The organism is Aeribacillus pallidus, assembly GCF_050478865.1.
Taxonomy (GTDB): domain Bacteria; phylum Bacillota; class Bacilli; order Bacillales; family JACDOC01; genus JACDOC01.
In genome coordinates this window covers 39,914-61,326 of sequence record NZ_JBCNBW010000060.1, presented here as the reverse complement: position 1 = coordinate 61,326, position 21,413 = coordinate 39,914, and the positions used below count along the sequence as shown (strand labels likewise).

Sequence of the window (21,413 nt, the reverse complement as noted above, 5' to 3'; positions counted from 1 at the left end):
TCTCCTTCCTAAGTACATCATATATATAAATTTAACATATAATGGATTTTATTTTTATAAATTTTCTTACTAAACAACCTGCCCCGTTAGTCGAATAAGGAAAAGGCTGCCGAAGCAACCTTCCTTTATTAGACTCTTGCCACCCGTTGGTTGAACAAAATGCCGTATACATTATTTCTTCTTTAAGTAGCGATATAATAGAATAAATACTACTATCCCAATCAAAACACCTGCATTTACATATAAGATTATATATGACCTCGAATTCTGACCGTGATTAAGTATTTCACTGTTTTCAACACTCGGGGCTTTTGGTTGTGTTTTTAGAAAATCTTCGTAAAATACCCTACTATCATCATTTTGGTTTTCAACTTTACCATTGGAAATTTGAACCATACCGTTTGGACCTCCTACTGGTATTAGGAAGTCAGCTGCCTCACTCTTTTCTAAAAATAAAAGAAACTCGCCACCTTTATTTTGGAACTCCTCTGCCCATCCAACATCATTATAGTCAATGCCTGCGATTATTTGTTTAGGTACGTCTCCTTTATAAACATTTTTAACGTTGAACGCGAAACCTCGAAAAATAAAATCACTGGATTTTGGCTTGCTTGAAAAGTCATATTTACCAATAACAATAACTTCAGCTCTATCACTAACCTCTTGTGGTTTCAATTCAGCCCAACTTGTAGCAGAAACTCTAATGTTTATTATCATCATTGATAAACAGACAGTGACAAAGAGTAATATGTAACATAATCGTCTCATTACGAATCCCCTTTTTATTGATTAGACGATTATTGAATATGAAAGTTTCATAATTACCCCTTCTTTAACTACGAGGCAGTTTAGTACAACAACGTAGTATAATAAGTAAAATTCCTTCAAACTCAAGAAGTAAAACGGGTCTTGGAGGAGAAAAAGAATAATGGGTACCGAAATGGCTTTTCCTAATTTTTATAAGCACTTGTATTTTCTTTGACTGTGAAATTGTCAATGCTGAACCCATCTCACTGGGAAACAAACCATCAGTTATCGATTCGAAACAAGAGAAACTACACTCTATGATACCGTAATACTTAATGAGAAACTTGATTCACTTTATAAGAGGAGAGAAGAATCAAATGAAGCAATGCTTAAAACTGACAAAGAAATATTTGAGGTCCAGTAATTGAAGGACTGCCCTTTAAATTTTACTTATAACTACGTACCAACATTTTCAGGACGGTTTCTTTGTTTGCAAATACTACGCATCGCATTATTATTGTGAAATTAAATAAAATAGACGTATTTTTTTTGCTCATTAATCAATAGAATTTTCCATAAGCAAAACGTTTTTTCTCATAAAACTAAAATCTTTTCCCATAAATTAATCTTTTTTTCTCATAAATCGAAAATTTTTTTCCATAACGAGGCATTTGTGTTCATAAATTCAATTTACTTTCCTATAAATGTGTTAAAACATGATCGTGTCCATTCACATCCCCCTACTTATTATTTTTCTACATTACTACACTCCTAAGTTTGAAATAAACTCCACAATAATATTAACACAATTTTCCAAAACCCTTTAAAAATGATCCTTTTTTCAACAGTATATTTCTCACTTAGTTATTTTTACAAAATAAAAAAGCTACCTTATTAAAAGGCAGCTATTTTTAAAAACTATTAGTTCCCCGCTCCGCGATATCGTTTCACTCCAGCATTCCACACGATAACCGATAACGCGAAAAAAGCAAGACCCATAAAAGGTGTTAAAAAGGCATAACTATACCATTCGGTCTTTTTCAAAAAGTACGCCGATGGGTACACACCGACAAAGGCAAACGGTAAAATCCACGTCAACACATAGCGAATGATTCGGTTATAAATATTTACAGGATACCGGCCGTAGTTTCCGATATTGTACATCATCGGCATAATCGATGTGCGGGCATCGGACCAAAAGCCGATGGAAGCTAGCATGACAAAAATTCCTGCGTACACGAGTGTACCACCTAGGACAAAAAACATAAAAATAAACACATCGTACCAATGGAAGGATAAATCGAGTTGAACGGCTGCATACGCCATCACAATGAGACCCGTCACCGCTCCAAACAACGATTCGAGCTCCATCCGTTCCAGTACGATTTGAAATAAGCTATGGAGCGGTCGGGTTAATATGCGGTCAAATTCCCCTTTGACAATATACCGTTCATTAAAATCCCAAATATTAAAGAACGTTGCAAAGAGGGCAAACGGGACTAAGAAAAAGCCATAGATAAAAATAATTTCATCACGCGACCACCCGTTTAACAAATTCGTATGCCCGAACACGACAAGAATAAAGATTAAATTCGTTGCTTGGAACAACAAATCCGATAAAAATTCAATCACCATATCCGTTCGGTATTGCATTCGTGTTTTCATGTATTGACCCATATATTGAAAAAAGATCGAGACGTAATACATCTGCTCACCCCCCTTGAATCACCAGTTTATTTTTCGCTACTTTCCACATGAAATAAATAGGAAGTAAGAGAACGAAGGACCATGCCGCTTGTACTATCAAGGCTTCGGTTGCCGCTTCTCCAGTAAACCCTCCTGTAAAAATCATACTTGGGATGTAACTAATGGCTTGAAACGGTAACCATTGCATGACTTCTTGCGCCCAAATCGGGTAAAAGCTAATGGGTAAAATCAAACCGGAGAATAGATCAATAATGACGCGTTTGGCTCGAATCAATCCATCAATATGGAATAAGAAAAACGTCAGCATGCCTGTGATTAGGTTAATTTGTGTATTAATGATAAAACTGAATAAAATCGATAATGCAAACAGTCCCCACGTTGTTCCATCCGTTGAAAACGAAAGCGGGAATATGAAACTTACAATCACCATCCCTGGTAACGAAAATAAGAATAAGCGAAAAATTCCTTCACCTAATGCTTGCATCGTTTTCATTCCAAGGTAGGAATACGGTCGTATCAATTCGACGGCCACTTTTCCTTCTTTAATTTCCATCGCGATTTCTCGGTCGATATTATTAAAATAAAAGGCGCGTGCCATCCAAGCAACGGCGACATACGTCACCATTTGCGAAACGGAAAGGCCTTGAATTTCTCCTTGTCCACCATAGATTGCGGACCATAAAAAATAATAAGCACCGATATTAATGCTATAAATCAAAATTCCAGTATAATAATTCGTCCGATACGCTAACATCATTAAAAAGCGAATACGGATCATTTCTATATATTTAGCCATAACCCATCACCACGTTTAAAGCGAATGGACGCCCAATTTATTTTCCTTGGTCGCGTCCCCTTTTTCATAAATGTTACGGATAATTTCTTCCGTCGATATTTCTTGAATACGCAAATCGATCAACTTTTCGTGCGATACGACTCGACTAATGACCTCTGATAATTCGTTTTCTTTCGTTGACACGTGCGCAATCCATACGTTTCCTCGCTCCCCTTTTACCCACTCTACGGAGAGTCCTTTAGTCAGTTCATGTAAACGAGATTCTGAGACTTCCTCGCTAAATTGGAATTCGATTTGTTTTCCTTCTCCCCACTGCTTTCTTAAATGGGAAAGCGAACCGTCATAGATGATTTGTCCTTCATCGAGCATAATGACGCGCTCGCATAACGCTTCAATATCCGAAATATCATGAGTGGTTAATAGAATGGTAGTTTTGTATTTTTCATTCATCTCTTTTAAAAACTGGCGTATCTTTAATTTGACCAAAACGTCTAAACCGATCGTTGGTTCGTCTAAAAAGAGGAGTGGCGGATTATGAATGAGCGCGGCAGCTAATTCACAACGCATCCGTTGACCAAGGGATAATTTTCGCACAGGTTTGTCCAATAGCGGACCAATATCTAACGTCTCAATGACGTGGTCCATATGTTCACGATAATCTTTGTCTGAGACTTGATACACTTTTTTTAACAACCGAAACGACTCTTGAACAGCAATGTCCCACCAAAGTTGAGACCGTTGGCCAAAAACGACCCCAATCGTTCGCACAAATTTTTCCCGCTCTTTATGCGGATTCATTCCATTTACGAGCACTTTTCCCGATGTCGGTGTTAAAATTCCTGTCAACATTTTAATGGTTGTCGATTTCCCAGCTCCGTTTTCACCGATATAACCGACCATTTCTCCTTGCTTAACCGAAAATGATATATCATTGACCGCTCGAATCGTCTTATAATTTCGCGTAAACAAATCGCGAAAGGCACCTTTTAACCCAGAGCGGCTAGAATAACTTTTAAATTCTTTTCGCAAATTTTCAACTTCGATGACGTTCATGTTTTCCCCTCCAAGTTTGGAAATCACAACGAATAGTTTATAAAAAAATGAGGACCATGACAAACGGGTTGCATGGTCATTTTTTTAATATGAATGATCTGCTGGTCAAGATTCGGGCACGGAAAGTAAAATTGCCTTAACAGAAAGTAATTTTACTTGAACGGAAAATAATTTCATCATAATAGAAAGTTATTTTTTTAACGGAAAGTAATTTCATTTAAACGGAAAGTATTATCTCCTGAACGGAAAGTAATCTACTACAGTAATATGTAAATTTCCATTACATAGCATATATTTCAGAACCAATTGGTATGAACATATGTAAAACCCGTCCCTTTTCATATAGGACGGGCCTTTATCTTTACATCATATCCTGTTTCTTCTTTAAACTCACGTATGACACACTGTTCGAATGTTTCGTGCTCCGGTTTTCCTTGTAACACCATAAACAATTGACCATTTTCATTGATACATACCCCTGCTGTCCCACGCCACATGTAAAACACTATCCTAAAGAGATTCATGGATTAAGAGTTTTGAGAAATCAAGGTAATAACTCCTTCGTACATTTCCTCAAGGGCGTTTTGTTCACTCATATATTTGTTTAAACGTACTCCCATGTCTTTTCGTGTGCCATCAGGAAGCAAAACAAATCCTTGAATATACGGTAAATGTTCATTTTTATATCCGTTTTCCAAAGTCGTTTGCTCTTCTAAAAAAATCGAATAGTGATACGGTGCAATTCCAATAAAAAAGATCGGTTTCGTAAGCTGCTGAAATTGGGATGCATAAGTCGGTTCCGACGCTTCTTCAAACCATTCTTCGGTCACGATCCAACCATCAACGTTCGTGTCGTTTGTTACCATCGTCTCTAGCGAATAAGTCTTCCATTCAATCAAATCATTTTCAATGGGCGGAATGGTACCGATGACACCAATCGTTAATGGACGTCCCTCATATTTCACATCCAATGCGGATGAGCAAGCAGTTAATAAAAAAACAATAAGAATGAATCCTATTTTTTTCAAAACCTCTCCCCCTATTCTTCCTCTAATGCAATTCTTTCTTATTTCTTCCATTTTATCATTAATCATCCAAGACAAGCATCAAAAAAAACGAACCCTTTAGCTTAAAGGATTCGTTTTCACATCGTGTTATTATTCGTGAGTATGGTGAAGTGCGCAACGGTTAGGACCGATTTCTAACTCTTGTTGTTCATCCAATGTGGCTTCGCGCTCTCCTCGGTTAATGGCCACGATGTCTTCAAAGTTTGGAGGTGTTTCGTTATTCGTTTGAGCCGCTACTAGTTCAACGAATTCTTCCTTTTCTTTATTTTGCATCATGTCATTTCTCTCACGAATACGACCGAGCGTATCTCCGATAAATCCTTTTTCATTAAGTTCATCATCAAGACTTGCATAATGCCCTGGTAAAACCATGACATCATCGGCAATTGCTGCTACTTTTTCATACACCGTATCGTATAAATCGTTCGCCCATTCTCTTGCTTTTCCTCCTAAGTCTGGTCGGCCTAACCCCCCGACAAAAATCGTATCACCTGAGAACAGCAACTGATCGTTCACAAAGAAAGATACACTGCCAGGGGTATGACCAGGTGTTTTCACTGCAAGCACTTGAAGCTTTACATTCTCAAACGTAATCTCCTCGTGCTGCTCCAGCGGTTCAAAGTCAAACACCGCTCCTTCACTTTTCATTAAATAGTACGGTGCCCCGGTTTGTTCGGCGAGCTTTTTCCCTCCAGAAATATGGTCAGCATGCAGATGGGAATCGACAATGTGCGTAATTTTTACCCCTTCTTCGTCCGCTACTTGTTGATAAACATCAATAAAACGAGAAGGGTCAACGACTAATGCTTCGTTTCCAGAAATGACCATATAGGATATACAGCCTTTTCCCACACGGATAAATTGATACACTTTACTGTTCTCATCTTCATGTACGTTCACTTTGTACAATTCTTCACTCCATTTTTTCATTCCGCCTTGTAAAAAAGCGACATTTGTCATACCAGCTTCCGCTAACATTTCCGCAACCATTTTAGATGATCCTTCTTTTGCACAAACAACTAACACTTGCTCGTCTTTTGGCAAACGGTCTAAAATACCTTCCACCCCATCTAATAGGTCAAAATACGGAACATTAATGGAAGTAACTTGTTCTCCTTCAATTTTCCAATCGTTGTAATCACTCTCGTTTCGAACGTCTAAAATGAACATTTTTTCTTTATTCATAAGTCGTTTCGCTACTTCTGCTGCTGTAATCATTTGAATACTCATATAAAATTCCTCCTTTTATTTTTACCTATGGGGGTATTTCGGTTTAAAAAAATTTAATCTACTGGGCCATCCCAAGCTTGCATACCGCCTACCATGTTCGTTGCATCGAATCCATAGGATGTTAGTAATTGAACCGCCAGTCCGCTACGGTTCCCTGATCGACAAACAACAATGTACGGTATGTTTCGGTCAAGTTCATGCATTCGAAATTCCAATAAACTTAATGGAATGTGCACGGCATTCGGGATTTTTCCTAGCTGAACTTCCTCTGCTTCCCGAACATCGATGATATGCAGTTGTTCGTTATTTAAAAGCTTTTCTTTTACTTCATTGGCTGAAATAGATTTCAATGTGTTTCCCCTCCAATTGATGGTTATAACAATCCTCAATTCATACTATATACCCCTTATGGTATTTTGTCAACGATCTAATCTTCTTTTCCTTTTTTCACGATAAAATTAAAAAAGGCATTGCTTTTCTTAACAATGCCTTGTTCAACTATAGCAGCCGTTAGTTGAGTAACATTATCTTATTTTTTACCATGTCTGCCAATGAAGTATCCTATCAAACAAAATAAATAAGTGATGGCTATACTCAAATTAATGAAAAGAATATCTGAAGGTACTCCTAACAAATACCTCGTTCCATATAAGGGACCAGCAAAAACAAGAGCAGCGGGAATAAAGATGATGGCTAAATTAGCAAAGTAACCTAAAATACATAACAAAGCACCTATCATCCAATACAGAGTTGCAAATTTTATAAAATAACGTCTCTTTTTATTGCCCATAAAAAAACCGTATATGAACCATAAAATTATGAAAAGGATGGAAGCAATTGCTTGTGTTATACTTGGTGAGTTCCCCATAAGATAAGCATTAAAGTTTATCAAACTAAAAGGCACAGAAGCTATTAAAACGAGTAATAAGCTTTTATACATATATTTCCCCTTTTCCAATCGGATCAGAGTCCATCACTACACGCGACTTCACTATCTCATACTCTAAACCGAACCCATTAATAATTTCCTGGCATTTTATTCTTCACCTAGTTTTTCTAATAATGCATCCCCATTTTCGCTTACACGGACATAGGCGTATCGAGCGTTCTGCTGGATTTCAATACCGGTGCCTTCGGGGACAAAATACGATTCAATCCCGTAGATAACCGTGTCTCCGTACATTTTACCATTGATAAGGACATCCCCTTTTTGTAGGGCGTACCCCTCTTTTACCTCCCCGTTAATGGAGTAAAAGCCAGCGAATCGGTGAATGCCTTGAGCATCTTTACGTAATATTACTTTTACTTTTCCGCGAGCTTCCCATGTACCAACATCTGAAATTTCGTATCGAAGGCGAACGTAATCGCCTTGCAATAAGGAGCGCGGATCGATAGGAGCAAGCTCTAACTTTACCACGTCTCCATTTTGTAAATGATCTTCTTTTTCATACACAAGATAACCGATAAACAGTGTTTGAAGGACAACGATGGCTAAGAGAGATAAAGCTTTTTTTCGAAGCCAACTTGGCTGTTCCTTTATACGAGTTGCTCGTGTTTTTTCAAAAAGGGCTGTTCCAACTAGAAACACCATGCCTGTAATTAAGAAGCTCATCGATTTATCTAACAAATCCCAAGCGAATTCATAGTACTTTAATACAAGAAATAGCCACCAATATAGCCAGGTAATGAACATTCCGCCTCGTTCATGTTTGTAAAAAATGAAACCGACAACGAGAAGGACAAAGGCAATGTTAGATAATACATACCATAAATCAAGTGTAAATAAATCCATACTCGTCAATGGCAGGAAAGCACTTAATCCGATCACAAGCGCCGCATTCCGTTCCACTTTTTTTATCAATGGTAGGAAATAAAAAACAGCATTTACCACAACAACGATGATAAGCGCTAACCTCGGTTCGTCAGTCCAATCGAGAATGATCATCAAACTGTATAGCGATATCGCTATGTTCGTTAACACTCGTAACCCAGTTTCTAGTGATTTGACGTAAAAGAAAAGTAAGACCAACGTGAATATGAATAAAATCGTCATTGAAACTTCATATGAAGTAATGGCAACCAAACCGAAACCGATGGCTGACAACGTGTTTCGAACGACCGAATTCCACCTTTTAGCCAAAAAGGCCGGTAACACAAGGCCGAATACTGCTAGGAAAAATAACAGTTCAAAGGAAAAGTCGTTCGTCAACATGGTAATTAGCCCCATAATACTTGAGATACCAATCACTGAAGCCACAAAGGTGACAATCGCTTGAAACGCGAATAAAAATACGTGACCTTTTGTTTCGTCTTGAGCCATCGTTCGAAGATGCTTAATCAAATATACGCTCCCAATTACAATTAAGGCGACAACGAATAAGCCAGCAATGAAAATTCCTTCATGATAATATTTGGCAACATAGCGGAAATATTGATTAATTAGAAAAACGCCTGCAAACAATCCGGTGATGAGAATGTACGAACGTTGTTTTTTGACACGAAAATAGTACAGAAAGCTACCGATTAAAAGGCCGGCATAGATGTAAGGCCACCACGCAAATTGTCGCTCATACAACCCCACTTGGTAAAGAATAAACAACCAACCTTGCATACTACTGTACGCTAAATACGGAAGGTTCCGTGACCGCGACAGAAGATAGATACCCCCATTGATGAAAGCAAAGGTAATTAATGTCCAAAAAGCTTCCCATTGTCCGCGCTCGATTGCATAGGACGAGGGAAAATAATAAAACCAAAACGTCAGCTGTAACAAGAAGAGACTTAGTATGCGAAAAGGTTCGTAATGGGTAATCCAAGCAAGTACTGCACTTGGAATGAGCCAAATGAAAAATAGCCAAAAGCTATCCGCATGCGAATTATAAATTTGTCCGATTAAGGCTAAGGTAATTCCAAAGGCAATGGTTGCTACAACAAACAGCCATTTGCTCAAAAAATCATGTCGCTTTAACATCAACGTTAAAATAGAACTTGCCACATAGAAAAGCAGCATCAAGCCAACGCTTAACAACACCTTCTCTAAACGATCAAACCCTTGCCAGTTAGAAGCGAAAAAATAAATAATCCCCGTGAGAATTAAAGAAATACCAAGCAAATAACCCGTCCGAATCCAACGTAAAGTCATCTTATCTCCTCCAAACTTTCCAATATTTACATGTATTATAACATATTTCAAATTGGGTGCGAGTGTAAAATTTCACTTTTTGGGTAGATTTTTTAGGGGACAGTCCCGCGTTGCTTTAACGTGTTGAGGGACTGTCCCCACATCTATTAACGCATTACTGTACCGCGGGACTGTCCCTCACTCCTTTAAAGCGCAAAAGAAAACACTTAGAATCCAGTTCTAAGTGTCGGTGAAGATGAGGTCGCTGCTTTTGATGGTCATGAGTTCGTTTTTGTGGTAGGTTTGGTCAAGTAGTAGACGCATGGCTTGGACGCGGATGGCTTTTTCGATGATGTTTCTAATGTATCTTCCGTTGGAGAAGTTGATTGGGTTCGAAGTACTTTTCATAAGGGCGAGGTGTTCGCGCAGTTTGCGTTCGGCATCTGGACTGAATACGTATTCTTTTTCCGTTAGCATGCGCCGTCCGATTTCCATTAATTGATCGATATTGTAATCGGGAAAATGAAACACTAACGGAAATCTTGATTGAAGACCTGGATTTAATGACAAAAAGTAATCCATTTCACGAGAGTATCCCGCCAGAATCAAAATAAAATCGTGCTGTTTGTCTTCCATATGTTTAACAAGGGTATCAATCGCTTCTTTTCCGAAATCTTTTTCCCCTCCCCGACCGAGAGAATACGCCTCATCAATAAATAAAATCCCGCCCATCGCTCTTCTGATTAAATCCCTCGTTTTTTGAGCTGTATGGCCGATATATTCCCCAACTAAATCTGCTCGTTCCGCTTCAATAAGATGTCCTTTCGACAAAACGTTCATCTTATGAAGCAATTTTCCAATCAGTCTTGCCACCGTCGTTTTCCCTGTGCCAGGATTTCCTTTAAACATCATATGCAGCGCTTGTTTTCCCGCCTTTAACCCGACTTCTTCCCGCTTTTTATTGACGTAAATCCAAGCATAAATCTCTTTAATCATTTTTTTCATTTCTTCTAATCCAACGAGTTGATTTAATTCGTCTTCAATTTCCCGTAATGGTTGATGTTCTTGTGGATACGAGGTTGGAACGATCGATTTTGTTCCTTTGTTTTCCACCGGCCATCTTTTCTTTGAATTTAATACAATATTAATTTGTCCATTATTTTTCATACGCATCGGATGGTCCAAAGCGTTCACCTCACATTCAAAGACAGTATACGCTCTACTTCTGTTGAAGGTGACAATGGCCCATTTGCATCAATTCGACAACCTTTTACGTTTCGTCGCCATAAAAATCGTTACTATGACACCATTCACAAATTCAATGAGTATTTTTGATGCACATTGTCAAAAATTGCGCTTTCCCAAGAAATCGAACGCTTCTTATTAATTGTATGCGAGACGATTCTCAAATCATGAACAAAGAAGTTTAGAAAAATTCGGAACAACTCACATTAATCCATGCATATCACCAAATTTTCTTCGTATAACCCCCTATCCCTATTGAAGGAACCGTTAAACAACACAAAAAAATCCCTCCACAACCATGGAGGGAACGCACAAATTAGATTGATTATTTTACATCATATCCTTGGTCTTCAATCGCTTCTTTTAATTGCTCTAAATGAACCTTTGTTTCATCAAACTCAACATCGACAGTTCCTTCTTCCAAATGAACCTCCACACGTTTTACGCCATCTAACTCTTGAAGCGCATTTGTTACGGCCATTTTGCAATGTCCACACGTCATTCCTTGAACTTGTAATGTCGTTGTCATAAAAATTCCTCCTTTATCGTTTCTAAAATGATATTTTCACGCGTTTCAATCGAAGCGCGTTGGTCACTACAGAAACAGAGCTAAACGCCATCGCCGCTCCTGCCACCCAAGGTTCCAATAGTCCAAAAGCAGCCACCGGGATACCAATCGAATTGTAAAATAACGCCCAAAACAAGTTTTGACGGATATTTTTCATCGTTTTTCGGCTTAATTCAATCGCTTTCGGAATATGAGCTAAATCGCCTCCGACTAACGTCACGTCAGCTGTTTCGATGGCCACATCTGTACCTGTACCAATCGCCATACCGATATTTGCTTTCGCTAACGCAGGTGCATCGTTAATTCCATCTCCAACCATCGCTACGTATTTTCCTTTTTGTTGTAATTCCGATACGATCTTTGCTTTTTCTTCCGGAAGAACTTCTGCAAATATTTTGTCTACATTGACTTTTTTCCCGATGGCTTCTGCTGTCCGACGATTGTCTCCGGTTACCATATATACTTCCATACCCATTTGCTTTAATTTTTCAATCGCTTTTTTCGAGCTATCTTTGATCGTATCAGCGACAGCGATAATTCCGACGATCTGATGCTCGATAGCCACCAGCATCGCGGTCTTTCCTTGTTGTTCCAAATGAAGTAAGTCATTTTCGTATGATGAAAAATTGACATTTCGTTCTTTCATAAGTTTCCGTGTACCTATAAGCACTTGCTTTCCTTCGATCGTTGCTTCAATACCATGCCCGGTAATGGCTGTAAATTGATCAACCGATCTCATTAAAGTTCCTTGCTTCTTTCCATATTTGACAATCGCGTGTGCTAACGGGTGTTCCGATACACTTTCAGCTGAAACCGCATATGATAGCATCCCTTTTTGAAACTCTAATACATCCGTTACTTCTGGTGTTCCCTTTGTCACCGTGCCTGTCTTGTCAAGTAAAACCGCATTGATTTTATGAGTTCCTTCGAGGAATTCACCGCCTTTAAATAGGATGCCGTGTTCCGCTCCTTTTCCTGTACCTACCATAATGGATGTTGGTGTCGCCAATCCAAGTGCACATGGACACGCGATAACAAGAACAGCAATCGCCACTTCAAGTGCTTTCGCAAAATCTCCCGGCGTCACTTCAAAATACCAAATAATAAACGTTACTAACGCAATGGAGACAACAATCGGGACAAATATTCCTGAAATGACATCAGCGAGTCGCTGAATCGGCGCTTTCGACCCTTGAGCCTCTTCTACGATTTTTATAATATTGGCAAGCGCCGTATCCTTTCCAACTTTTTCAGCACGAATCGTAAGAACCCCATTTTTATTTATGGTCGCCCCAATGACTGAGTCGCCTTCTTTTTTATCAATCGGAATAGATTCCCCTGTAATCATCGATTCATCGACTGAAGATGTTCCTCGAAGAACGGTACCATCTACCGGTATTTTTTCCCCAGGTTTCACAAGAATGATATCCCCTACCATCACTTGCTCGAGTGGTATATGAACTTCTTCTCCATCTCGAATGACCCGAGCCTCTTTCGCTTGTAAATCCATTAGTTTTGAAATCGCTTCGGTTGTCCGACCTTTCGCCATGGCCTCCAAATATTTTCCTAAAAGAACAAGGGTAATTAACACTGCGCTCGTTTCAAAATACAGATGTGGAGTATATGGACGATTCTCAATTGTTTTTATTGCTTCAAATACACTATAAAAGTAAGCAGCTGAAGTGCCAAGAGAGATTAATACATCCATGTTGGCACTTTTGTTTCTGAGCGCTCGAATAGCCCCCATATAAAAAGTGCCACCAATGTAAAACTGCACGGGTGTTGCTAATAGCAGTTGAATCCATGGATTCATAAAGATGTCGGGCACAGGGATCCCTAAGTCAATAGGCATATGAGCAACCATCGTATAAAGTAGAGGCAAAGATAACAAAATGGATAGGATGAGTCGCCGTTGTTGACGATTTACTTCTTCTTTCCGTTTAGCAGTCGGCTCTTCTTCATGATGAACTTTACCGATGTATCCTAGTTTCTTTATTTTTTCGAGAATGTCTTTTTCAGATGTAATTCCTTCATAATATTCTACCACCGCGTTGTTCATGGCTAAATTCACGTTTGCACTTGCAACGCCTTCCATTCGGGTTAACCCCTTTTCGATCCGCGTCGCACAGGCAGCACATGTCATTCCTTCAATATCGAGTTTTACTTTTTCAACGGCTACCCCGTACCCTAATTTTTCAATTTTTGCTTGAATATTTTCTAGATTTTGTTTTGTTGGATCGTATTGGATGGATGCCTTCTCCATGGCTAAATTCACGTTTGCTTCTACACCATCCATTTTATTCAATACTTTTTCAATCCGGTTGGAACAAGCGGCACACGTCATTCCTGTTACTTTGAGTGTCACCTGCTTTTGTTCACTCATTCATTGTTCCTCCCTTTATTTTGAGAACTGTTTGATGACGTCCATTAATTCACGAAGCGATTCTTCTCCGCTTCCTTCTTTTATCGCTTTTGCCACACAATGATTGGCATGCCTTTCTAATAAATGAAAGCCTACTTTTTTCAGCGCCGCTTGAATCGCCGAAATTTGAACTAAAACATCAATACAATAGCGATTTTCTTCCACCATTTTTTGTACTCCACGAACTTGTCCTTCGATCCGTTTTAAACGTTTCATAATATGGTCTATTTCTTCTTTTGACCGTGGGACCATTTTCGGATTAGTTTGGTTATCCTCACAATGATTCACTACAATCACCTCGTTACATACATTATACCCGTATACGGTATGTAATACAAATAAAAAAGGTTACTATAGAAAAAAGGTACCGCTTAGCCGATACCTTTTTCTACTTCATTAATGAATGTTATTATTGTTCTTCATAATTAATTGGAACGTTTCGCGCTGGGGAAAACGTAGAAATCGCGTGCTTATACACTAATTGCTGTTTTCCTTCTGTTTCAAACAAAACCGTAAAGTTGTCGAAACCTTTTACATGTCCGCGAAGCTGGAACCCATTTAATAAAAATACCGTGACAGGAATCCCTTCTTTTCGAAGATGGTTCAAAAACTGATCTTGAATATTAATGGATTGTTTCATGCTTAGTCCTCCTCTTCTATCTCTACTTTTATTTATTCGATTTGATTTGAAGCTTTCCTGCAATAAAATCGGAAATTTCATTAATTTTTTTCTCGTATAACGCTTCATCTGTGAGATCAAACCAATGAACATCCATTTTGTTGCGGAACCAAGTTAATTGCCTTTTCGCATAGCGACGAGAGTTTTGTTTCAACTGCTCAACCGCTTCTTCCAACGAAAGACGGCCATCCAAATATTCGTACAATTCTTTATATCCAATGGCTTGAATCGACTGAACATCACGGATTTTAGCATCATATAACCGCTTGACCTCATCTAAAAGACCTTGTTCCATCATAAGATCGACTCGCCGATTAATTCGTTCATACAGTTTTTCTCGCTCCATGGTTAAACCAATAATAACGACATCATACAGGAGCTCTTGTTGCTGATTTCGAATATATTCAGTCATCGTTTTCCCTGTAGTGTGAAAAATTTCTAGCGCCCGGATGACACGGCGGACGTTGTTTGGATGAATACTAGTAGCGCTTTCTGGATCAATACGTTTTAATTCTTCATATAACGACAGATTTCCTTCTTTTTTTATCCGTTCCTCCAATTGATTCCGAAAGTTTTCATCCCCGGGTGAATCAGCAAATTGATAATCATAAATAACGGCTTGAATATAAAGACCAGTTCCCCCAACAATCATTGGCAGATGATGACGATTATGTATTTCATTAATTTTAGCTCTTACAAGCGTTTGAAATTCAGCCACTGAAAATGACTCTGTTGGTTCTTTGATATCAATTAAATGATGGGGGATGCCTTCCATTTCCTCCTTTGTTATTTTGGCCGTCCCGATATCCATACCTTTATAAATTTGCATCGAATCCCCACTAATAATTTCACCGTTAAACCGTTTCGCTAACTCAATGCTTAATTTTGTTTTTCCAACAGCCGTTGGCCCAATTAGTACGACAAGCTTTTGTTTCTCCTTCATTTCCTTCACTGCTTTCTAAGTTGTTTTTTCTCTATCGTACCATAATTTCACTTATCTTTAACATCTAGCTATTTTTCCATGTAAATGATGAATTTATACATAAAAGCGAATTAAAATTCTTGATTCTGAAAATCCTTCTTAGCATTTAACCGAAACCGCAAGAACGACCAAATGAACACAGCGGTACTTAAGACGCCAAGCAGGAAACTTGCCACTAAGCTTTCCTGATTAAAATAAAAATAAAATGTAATTTGGCTACCCCCAATAAGTGTCAAAAGCGTAACGAAAAAATAAAATTTTACTCTCTTAGTATATTTCGTTAATGGAACCAACCACCATGGCCGTTTGTTCACTACGAATCTCCTCTCATTTTTTTCCATATACTTGTTTATCTTAAACTAAACAATTTTTATATAAAAAGTCAATAGGTATTGTTTAAATGACATAACCAGGATATATTACTAGAACATCTAGGCCATCATTTATTAAATCATGATAAAAGATGCATTGAACCTTGCTTGAACCATTATGTAACATATAAAGAAGTAAAATGTTGTAGGAGGTATTTACTTGAAAAACAAATTACCGAAACTCAACCAAGCCTTTTTTATCGGAGCACTTATAAGTGTAGTTGGATTTACGACCGCTTGTAATACCGTAGATGATGTTTATTCCAATGATCAAAAGCCACTTGAAAAAACTATCGTTCATGAGGACGAGAAAAAAAGTTCCAACCAATCTAATAAAAAAACAGTATCGTATGATGCATCAAATATTCAGTTACAAGTAGACGTTCATGACGGATACATATTTGATGCCGAAGAACCAAGACGATTTATTTTGGAATACCAAAAAAATGCAGATTATTATGCTCGGATTGAAGTGTTAGATGCCAATGAAAACATTGAAAAAGTAAAAGAACAAGTGTTGGAGTATTTGTCTCACACAGGGGAAGTCCGAGATATTTCTATGAATGAAGCTATCCCGCTATATCAAAATACTAAATTTTCCTTACATGCTTCCAATCAAGAAACCGCCCAAAATGTCATTGTTAAAGAAATAGATGGTGTATTATTAAAAATTACTATTCATTATTTAAATCAAGAAGAATCTGAAGTCATTACTCAGCACATGGTTGAAATGTTACAGACGTTGAAAGTTACTCAATAATCCTCTCCTACCTACACTTCGCCTAGAGGTGGGAGGCTTCTAGGTGAACATGTTAAACGTTTGATATCTGTGTCATCAATCACGAAAGTGTTTACATTTTTATTTTACTAACATAGTTGATTCGATCCTTACAGTCTCAACCAACTTCTTTTATAAAAGCTATGTTAAATAATATTGTTGATTTTTAAAAAAATAGAAGGGACCTTGTCTCGTTGAGGTTCCCTATCTTATTCAACTAAAATCCCCTTTAGTTAAACAAAGGACTTTTCCAGAAGCTGTTGTAAAGCATTATCCATAGAGAAAATAGAACTTTGCTTCAAAGTATCAGCAAATAGTTCTTTTAATTTCTTAGCAGAAGCATCCAGATTTTCGATACTAATTTTTTCTGGATATGTTGAAAGGTATGCATTTATAAAGGTTGGATTTAATGTTTCATAAGCTTTAAACTGATGAAGTTTTTTGTCCTCGTTCAACACTTGTACAATTAAGGTATATTCTCTCATATTCTCAAGCATCTTTAATGCATAGATTAAGTTGTTTCGTCTCAACTCTTTTTCCAATGCCAAAGCACAATAAACAAACTCAAATACAACATCAATATTCACATTATATTTTACAGGTTTGTTTATAAAGCGTTCATTTTCAGTATTCATTTTCTCAGTTACTAGACCAGTTTTATCGACAACAACTTTCCATAAAGGCGATTTAACCGATAATAACTCTCTTGGAACAATGGAAATATTAAATTCCAATATATTCTCCAAGATAGCAATAACAAGAAATATGTCTTTACTAAATTGTTTTTCCTTGATGTAGATTGGATTGAAGCTACCGAGGATTTGATGAACAAGATTTTTTGTTTTTTCTGCATCCTCTACTCTAGAAGTAGCAATCATTAAATCAATATCAGAATGTTCATCTTTATACCCAACCACTCCAGAGCCTAACTGAATAATACCTTCAACCAAATGAGAAGACTCTAATTCCTCAATAGTTTTAACAAAATAAGCGTTTCTTTCTTCGGATCTATACATACTCCACCTCTCCTTCTTTTCTTCCACACAAGGTTTAACTTATTTCGGAAAATTCTGATAACCTAAGTTTATCATATGTGACATCTGTTGAGAACAAACAGCTTTCAACTAGCATTTTACTAACCGTCGCATCATTATTGCGGTGTTTTGGATGTTATCAAGGAATTGAAACCAACACAAATAATGGTCGAGGTATTTTGTAGCAACGCCATTAAATCGATTTATCCAGCCTTTTAGACGACTGTAATAACTATTAACATTTTGAATATGATAAACACCTTTAACACGCTCTTTGCCGTCAGATTTAAACCTATAATGCTCAAGACCTTTTTCATTTGCTTACGTCATAAAAGATCTCCAAGCATCCGTACAAAGCACATTTGATGCTGATAATTTAGAACCAATAGCTTTATCCAATCTTGTTTTCACAATACGACCTTGACCTACTACTTTTGAGTAAGTTGTTTTTTGTCGGTCTCTTGCCACAAGGACACAGACTTGTTCATTACTGATACCACGTTTTTTAGATGCACCACCACGTTTTCTGGCTTTTCGACCTTCGATTTTGCGTTTGCTTTTTTCTGAGTACAAAAAATATGTTTCATCCATTTCTACAATACATTGAAACTTATCAAAATCCATTTTTTTAATAGCAGGTAAGACCTTATGTCTCCAATAGAAAAGTGTTACATAGTGAACACCAAGTAGCTCTGAGGATTTTCGTAAAGAATATCCTTCAATCATACACTGAATGAATTCTATCCACTTATCAGGCAAGTGAGTACGATAAAGCGGTGTATTCGTCACATCTGTAAACGTTTTTCCACAATCCTTACAGCGATAACGTTGGCGTTTTAGTGTTTTAGTTCCCACTTTAACTTCATATTTTCCGAAGCGAACGGCGTTTTTTGAATGGCAATGAGTGCAAGTATAGCCATTTTTATGCTTACGTTCAGATACCTCTTTGAACACAGGCTCACTTGCAGAGTAGGAAGCCAAAGAATTAACAAAAAACTCTTTCAAGCGATATTGGTCCGCTGTACTTAGCTTTCTAATTTCTTCAATAATTTCCTTTAACGCCATCCAAAGCAACTCCCATTTTTTTAGATATTTACCAACATTCGCACTTAGCGAATATCAACAGAGTCGTTTAACATAGCGTTTATAAAAAAAGCCACCCATAAGGGCAGCTTACGACGCACTTTTTTCTAATGGTTGATAATCAGATACTCTAGATTTTCTTACTTGTACCATAAACCAACCAATAACCGCTAAGGTCAAGGTGAGTCCGAAAATCATGGATGGTTGAAATGCTAGATGGAATCCTTCTGGTGCGTAAAAAATATACGTGCATACAACACTTGTCATAAACATTGCTGGAACACTACAGATCCAATGAAACTTCCCATTTTGTAATAAGTACATCGCCGCTGTCCATAGCATGACGGTGGCGACTACTTGGTTCGTCCAGCCGACATAGCGCCATAAAAATGTATAGTCCATTTGCGTAAGGGCAAACGTACTAACAATGACTGGTATGGTTAATAATACGGTTTTCTTATAAGAATCGACTTTGACACCAAATTGCTTTACGATGTCTACAATCATCATTCGCGATGACCGTAAGGCAGTATCACCTGTTGTAATCGGTAAGATAATAACCCCTAAAATCGCTAAAATTCCACCTAATGTTCCTAATAGTGATTTACTAATTTCATCAACGACTGCAGCTGGTCCTCCTTCCGCTAATGCGATTCCCAATCCATCGGTTCCTCCAAAAAATGTCATCCCAGCCGCTGCCCAAATGAGGGCAATGATTCCTTCTAATATCATAGCCCCGTAAAAGATTTTGCGGCCATCGCTTTCTTTTTTCATCGTCCGGGCAATAATTGGACTTTGGGTGCAATGAAAACCGGAAACAGCCCCACATGAAATAGTGATCATTAGTAACGGCCAAATCGGTAATTGGTTTGGATGTAAATTTTCTAACGTCACATTCGGAATCGGATGGTCCATAAAGAATAGTCCAACGCCAATTACGACGGCCATAAATAATAAGACAGCCCCAAATAACGGATAAATTTTTCCGATTAATTTATTGACGGGCAACAATGCCGCTAGAATAAAATAAGCAAATATGATGACGATAGCTACTTGATAGCTTAAAGGAGTTACTTTTGCAATTAATTGTGCTGGTCCAGCTGTAAAAGCTGCTGCCACTAAAATCATTAGTATGATTGATAAAACATTTATAATAGCTTTAATACTTTTTCCTAAATAACGTCCAACTAATGAAGGATATTGTTCTCCTCCGTGTCTTAACGACAGCATTCCTGAAAAATAATCGTGTACCGCACCTGCAAAAATGGAACCGATGACAATCCAAATAAATGCTACTGGACCATAAAGCGCCCCCATAATCGCTCCAAAAATCGGACCAAGTCCAGCAATATTTAACAATTGAATAAGCGTTCCCTTCCACCAACTCATCGGTGTATAATCAAGCCCATCTGTTTTAGAATACGCCGGTGTAACATTTTCATCATTTACTCCGAAAATGCGCTCAACCACCTTTGCATAGACAAAATAACCAAGTACTAATAGAAAAACTGCCGAAACAAATGTTGCCATCTTCTAGACCCCCTGGAAGTTTTCTAAATTTTTAGATATATTGTAATAGTTTCCCAAAATAATTTCAATACTAAATTTTAATATTTTTCTAATATTTTTTATTGCTATTCTAATAAAGCAATCAGGGAGCAAAATTCAGTGCTTTATTAAATGGCTCCGTTAAACCTAATCTTGAATTTCATTAAAAGAAAAAGGACCAGTTTTGGCCCTTCTTTGTTGTCTCGTTAAACTAACGCATTCCTTTAGTTTAACAGTTGATTTATAACAAATAAAAACGATTGGATATACCTCCAAGCGTTTTTTACCATTGCTACTATTATTGAACTAATCCGTTTGTAATCTTCTTTTCATTTTTAATAACGAATTGTATTACCCTTCAACGATTGCAAGGTATTTCAATATTTTTCCTTCGAATTCAACGATTAAAATATCTCCTCTTTCTTTGGTTGAGAAAATCTTTGCACCAACAGGAAGTTTATTTGACATTCCATCTTTAAAATCTGTATTAGCATCAATTCTTGATTTTATTTCACCGATTTGAACATCTTTTGTTAAAGATAATTCTTGTACCCAGTCAATATTCGTTTTGTAAATCACTCCATCATACTGAAAAATATCTGCATCTGGGTCCAATTTTAAGATTTCTTCGGCATCAATACGGTCAATTGTTACTTCGTTTTTTTTTCCTTCATAAGAGCAACCTGTACTCGTAAATAAAACTAATGCAAATAAACCGTAGAATAACCATTGAACTTTCACATTGAAACCCCCTTTATTCAACTAGACGAGAGTTTTTCATAAAAAGTTCCACTAAAATCTTCTTAATAAACTTACACATTTTTAATATCTATATTCGAATATTAACATAAATTCACAATTTACCTTTCCAAAAAAAAGTTCGCTCAATATAAGCGAACTAATTTAGGTAAATTATTTTTTAGGTGAAACACTATGTCAGTTATCCCTCATCGTTGAATGGGTGTAAGTTTGGCTGTTTTAT

At 37.5% G+C, this 21,413-nt stretch carries 20 protein-coding genes and 1 pseudogene; 1 reads left to right on the top strand and 20 read right to left on the bottom strand.

Translation table 11 applies throughout. The features are described from left to right. Positions 1 to 171 precede the first annotated feature (171 nt). The 16 genes from ABES52_RS13335 to miaA form a co-directional block, all read right to left on the bottom strand. Positions 172 to 768 carry a hypothetical protein gene (locus ABES52_RS13335; RefSeq protein WP_429651671.1) on the bottom strand — a complete coding sequence of 199 codons (597 nt, stop codon included), beginning with the start codon at positions 766 to 768 and terminating at the stop codon, positions 172 to 174. Positions 769 to 1,668: 900 nt separating this feature from the next. Next, complete coding sequence (locus ABES52_RS13330; protein ID WP_429651670.1) at positions 1,669 to 2,454, bottom strand: ABC transporter permease; 786 nt, start codon at positions 2,452 to 2,454, stop codon at positions 1,669 to 1,671. Between the two features lie 4 nt (positions 2,455 to 2,458). After that, positions 2,459 to 3,250 (bottom strand): ABC transporter permease, encoded by a 792-nt coding sequence (locus tag ABES52_RS13325; RefSeq protein WP_429651669.1) that lies wholly within the window; start codon positions 3,248 to 3,250, stop codon positions 2,459 to 2,461. A gap of 15 nt (positions 3,251 to 3,265) precedes the next feature. Beyond that, positions 3,266 to 4,303, bottom strand: coding sequence for an ABC transporter ATP-binding protein (locus ABES52_RS13320; protein WP_429651668.1), 1,038 nt, complete (start codon positions 4,301 to 4,303; stop codon positions 3,266 to 3,268). Positions 4,304 to 4,641: 338 nt separating this feature from the next. Beyond that, entirely contained in the window at positions 4,642 to 4,800 is a 159-nt protein-coding gene (locus tag ABES52_RS13315) for an NUDIX hydrolase (protein ID WP_429651667.1), read from the bottom strand. Between the two features lie 30 nt (positions 4,801 to 4,830). After that, on the bottom strand, positions 4,831 to 5,331 hold the full coding sequence (locus ABES52_RS13310) for a hypothetical protein (RefSeq protein WP_429651666.1): 501 nt from the start codon (positions 5,329 to 5,331) through the stop codon (positions 4,831 to 4,833). A 129-nt stretch (positions 5,332 to 5,460) separates the two neighbouring features. Beyond that, positions 5,461 to 6,600, bottom strand: coding sequence for an MBL fold metallo-hydrolase (locus tag ABES52_RS13305; RefSeq protein WP_429651665.1), 1,140 nt, complete (start codon positions 6,598 to 6,600; stop codon positions 5,461 to 5,463). Positions 6,601 to 6,653: 53 nt separating this feature from the next. After that, on the bottom strand, positions 6,654 to 6,950 hold the full coding sequence (locus ABES52_RS13300; RefSeq protein ID WP_429651664.1) for a rhodanese-like domain-containing protein: 297 nt from the start codon (positions 6,948 to 6,950) through the stop codon (positions 6,654 to 6,656). Positions 6,951 to 7,129: 179 nt separating this feature from the next. Further along, positions 7,130 to 7,540, bottom strand: coding sequence for a hypothetical protein (locus ABES52_RS13295; protein WP_429651663.1), 411 nt, complete (start codon positions 7,538 to 7,540; stop codon positions 7,130 to 7,132). 96 nt (positions 7,541 to 7,636) lie between these two features. After that, positions 7,637 to 9,742 (bottom strand): GDYXXLXY domain-containing protein, encoded by a 2,106-nt coding sequence (locus tag ABES52_RS13290; protein ID WP_429651662.1) that lies wholly within the window; start codon positions 9,740 to 9,742, stop codon positions 7,637 to 7,639. 219 nt (positions 9,743 to 9,961) lie between these two features. Further along, the gene (gene spoVK, locus ABES52_RS13285) at positions 9,962 to 10,906 is read right to left on the bottom strand and encodes a stage V sporulation protein K (RefSeq protein WP_429651661.1); all 945 of its coding nucleotides are present in this window, start codon (positions 10,904 to 10,906) and stop codon (positions 9,962 to 9,964) included. Between the two features lie 385 nt (positions 10,907 to 11,291). Further along, entirely contained in the window at positions 11,292 to 11,495 is a 204-nt protein-coding gene (copZ, locus tag ABES52_RS13280; protein WP_429651660.1) for a copper chaperone CopZ, read from the bottom strand. A 22-nt stretch (positions 11,496 to 11,517) separates the two neighbouring features. Then, positions 11,518 to 13,917, bottom strand: coding sequence for a heavy metal translocating P-type ATPase (locus ABES52_RS13275; RefSeq protein WP_429651659.1), 2,400 nt, complete (start codon positions 13,915 to 13,917; stop codon positions 11,518 to 11,520). A gap of 15 nt (positions 13,918 to 13,932) precedes the next feature. Further along, entirely contained in the window at positions 13,933 to 14,244 is a 312-nt protein-coding gene (locus ABES52_RS13270; protein WP_429651658.1) for a metal-sensing transcriptional repressor, read from the bottom strand. Positions 14,245 to 14,365: 121 nt separating this feature from the next. Further along, positions 14,366 to 14,596 carry an RNA chaperone Hfq gene (hfq, locus tag ABES52_RS13265; protein WP_429651657.1) on the bottom strand — a complete coding sequence of 77 codons (231 nt, stop codon included), beginning with the start codon at positions 14,594 to 14,596 and terminating at the stop codon, positions 14,366 to 14,368. Between the two features lie 28 nt (positions 14,597 to 14,624). After that, positions 14,625 to 15,578: a tRNA (adenosine(37)-N6)-dimethylallyltransferase MiaA gene (gene miaA / locus ABES52_RS13260; RefSeq protein ID WP_429651656.1), complete on the bottom strand. Its 954-nt coding sequence runs from the start codon at positions 15,576 to 15,578 to the stop codon at positions 14,625 to 14,627. 570 nt (positions 15,579 to 16,148) lie between these two features. Between miaA and ABES52_RS13255 the strand changes: the two genes are divergently transcribed. After that, the gene (locus ABES52_RS13255) at positions 16,149 to 16,748 is read left to right on the top strand and encodes a DUF8580 domain-containing lipoprotein (RefSeq protein ID WP_429651655.1); all 600 of its coding nucleotides are present in this window, start codon (positions 16,149 to 16,151) and stop codon (positions 16,746 to 16,748) included. A gap of 251 nt (positions 16,749 to 16,999) precedes the next feature. Here the strand turns inward: ABES52_RS13255 and ABES52_RS13250 are convergent, their stop codons facing one another. The 4 genes and pseudogenes from ABES52_RS13250 to ABES52_RS13235 form a co-directional block, all read right to left on the bottom strand. Beyond that, positions 17,000 to 17,782, bottom strand: coding sequence for an aminoglycoside 6-adenylyltransferase (locus ABES52_RS13250; RefSeq protein ID WP_429651654.1), 783 nt, complete (start codon positions 17,780 to 17,782; stop codon positions 17,000 to 17,002). Positions 17,783 to 17,816: 34 nt separating this feature from the next. After that, positions 17,817 to 18,865, bottom strand: a pseudogene (locus ABES52_RS13245) (IS1595 family transposase). Positions 18,866 to 18,973: 108 nt separating this feature from the next. Then, positions 18,974 to 20,413 (bottom strand): carbon starvation CstA family protein, encoded by a 1,440-nt coding sequence (locus ABES52_RS13240; RefSeq protein WP_429651653.1) that lies wholly within the window; start codon positions 20,411 to 20,413, stop codon positions 18,974 to 18,976. A gap of 369 nt (positions 20,414 to 20,782) precedes the next feature. Beyond that, positions 20,783 to 21,172 (bottom strand): hypothetical protein, encoded by a 390-nt coding sequence (locus ABES52_RS13235; protein WP_429651652.1) that lies wholly within the window; start codon positions 21,170 to 21,172, stop codon positions 20,783 to 20,785. Positions 21,173 to 21,413 lie beyond the last annotated feature (241 nt).

What these genes read in the sequence shown, in the direction of transcription:
- ABES52_RS13335 (WP_429651671.1), bottom strand. Translation starts at nt 768, where the DNA reads ATGAGACGATTATGTTACATATTACTCTTTGTCACTGTCTGTTTATCA.
- ABES52_RS13330 (WP_429651670.1), bottom strand. Translation starts at nt 2,454, where the DNA reads ATGTATTACGTCTCGATCTTTTTTCAATATATGGGTCAATACATGAAA.
- ABES52_RS13325 (WP_429651669.1), bottom strand. Translation starts at nt 3,250, where the DNA reads ATGGCTAAATATATAGAAATGATCCGTATTCGCTTTTTAATGATGTTA.
- ABES52_RS13320 (WP_429651668.1), bottom strand. Translation starts at nt 4,303, where the DNA reads ATGAACGTCATCGAAGTTGAAAATTTGCGAAAAGAATTTAAAAGTTAT.
- ABES52_RS13315 (WP_429651667.1), bottom strand. Translation starts at nt 4,800, where the DNA reads ATGTGGCGTGGGACAGCAGGGGTATGTATCAATGAAAATGGTCAATTG.
- ABES52_RS13305 (WP_429651665.1), bottom strand. Translation starts at nt 6,600, where the DNA reads ATGAGTATTCAAATGATTACAGCAGCAGAAGTAGCGAAACGACTTATG.
- ABES52_RS13295 (WP_429651663.1), bottom strand. Translation starts at nt 7,540, where the DNA reads ATGTATAAAAGCTTATTACTCGTTTTAATAGCTTCTGTGCCTTTTAGT.
- ABES52_RS13290 (WP_429651662.1), bottom strand. Translation starts at nt 9,742, where the DNA reads ATGACTTTACGTTGGATTCGGACGGGTTATTTGCTTGGTATTTCTTTA.
- copZ (WP_429651660.1), bottom strand. Translation starts at nt 11,495, where the DNA reads ATGACAACGACATTACAAGTTCAAGGAATGACGTGTGGACATTGCAAA.
- ABES52_RS13275 (WP_429651659.1), bottom strand. Translation starts at nt 13,917, where the DNA reads ATGAGTGAACAAAAGCAGGTGACACTCAAAGTAACAGGAATGACGTGT.
- hfq (WP_429651657.1), bottom strand. Translation starts at nt 14,596, where the DNA reads ATGAAACAATCCATTAATATTCAAGATCAGTTTTTGAACCATCTTCGA.
- miaA (WP_429651656.1), bottom strand. Translation starts at nt 15,578, where the DNA reads ATGAAGGAGAAACAAAAGCTTGTCGTACTAATTGGGCCAACGGCTGTT.
- ABES52_RS13250 (WP_429651654.1), bottom strand. Translation starts at nt 17,782, where the DNA reads ATGTATAGATCCGAAGAAAGAAACGCTTATTTTGTTAAAACTATTGAG.
- ABES52_RS13240 (WP_429651653.1), bottom strand. Translation starts at nt 20,413, where the DNA reads ATGGCAACATTTGTTTCGGCAGTTTTTCTATTAGTACTTGGTTATTTT.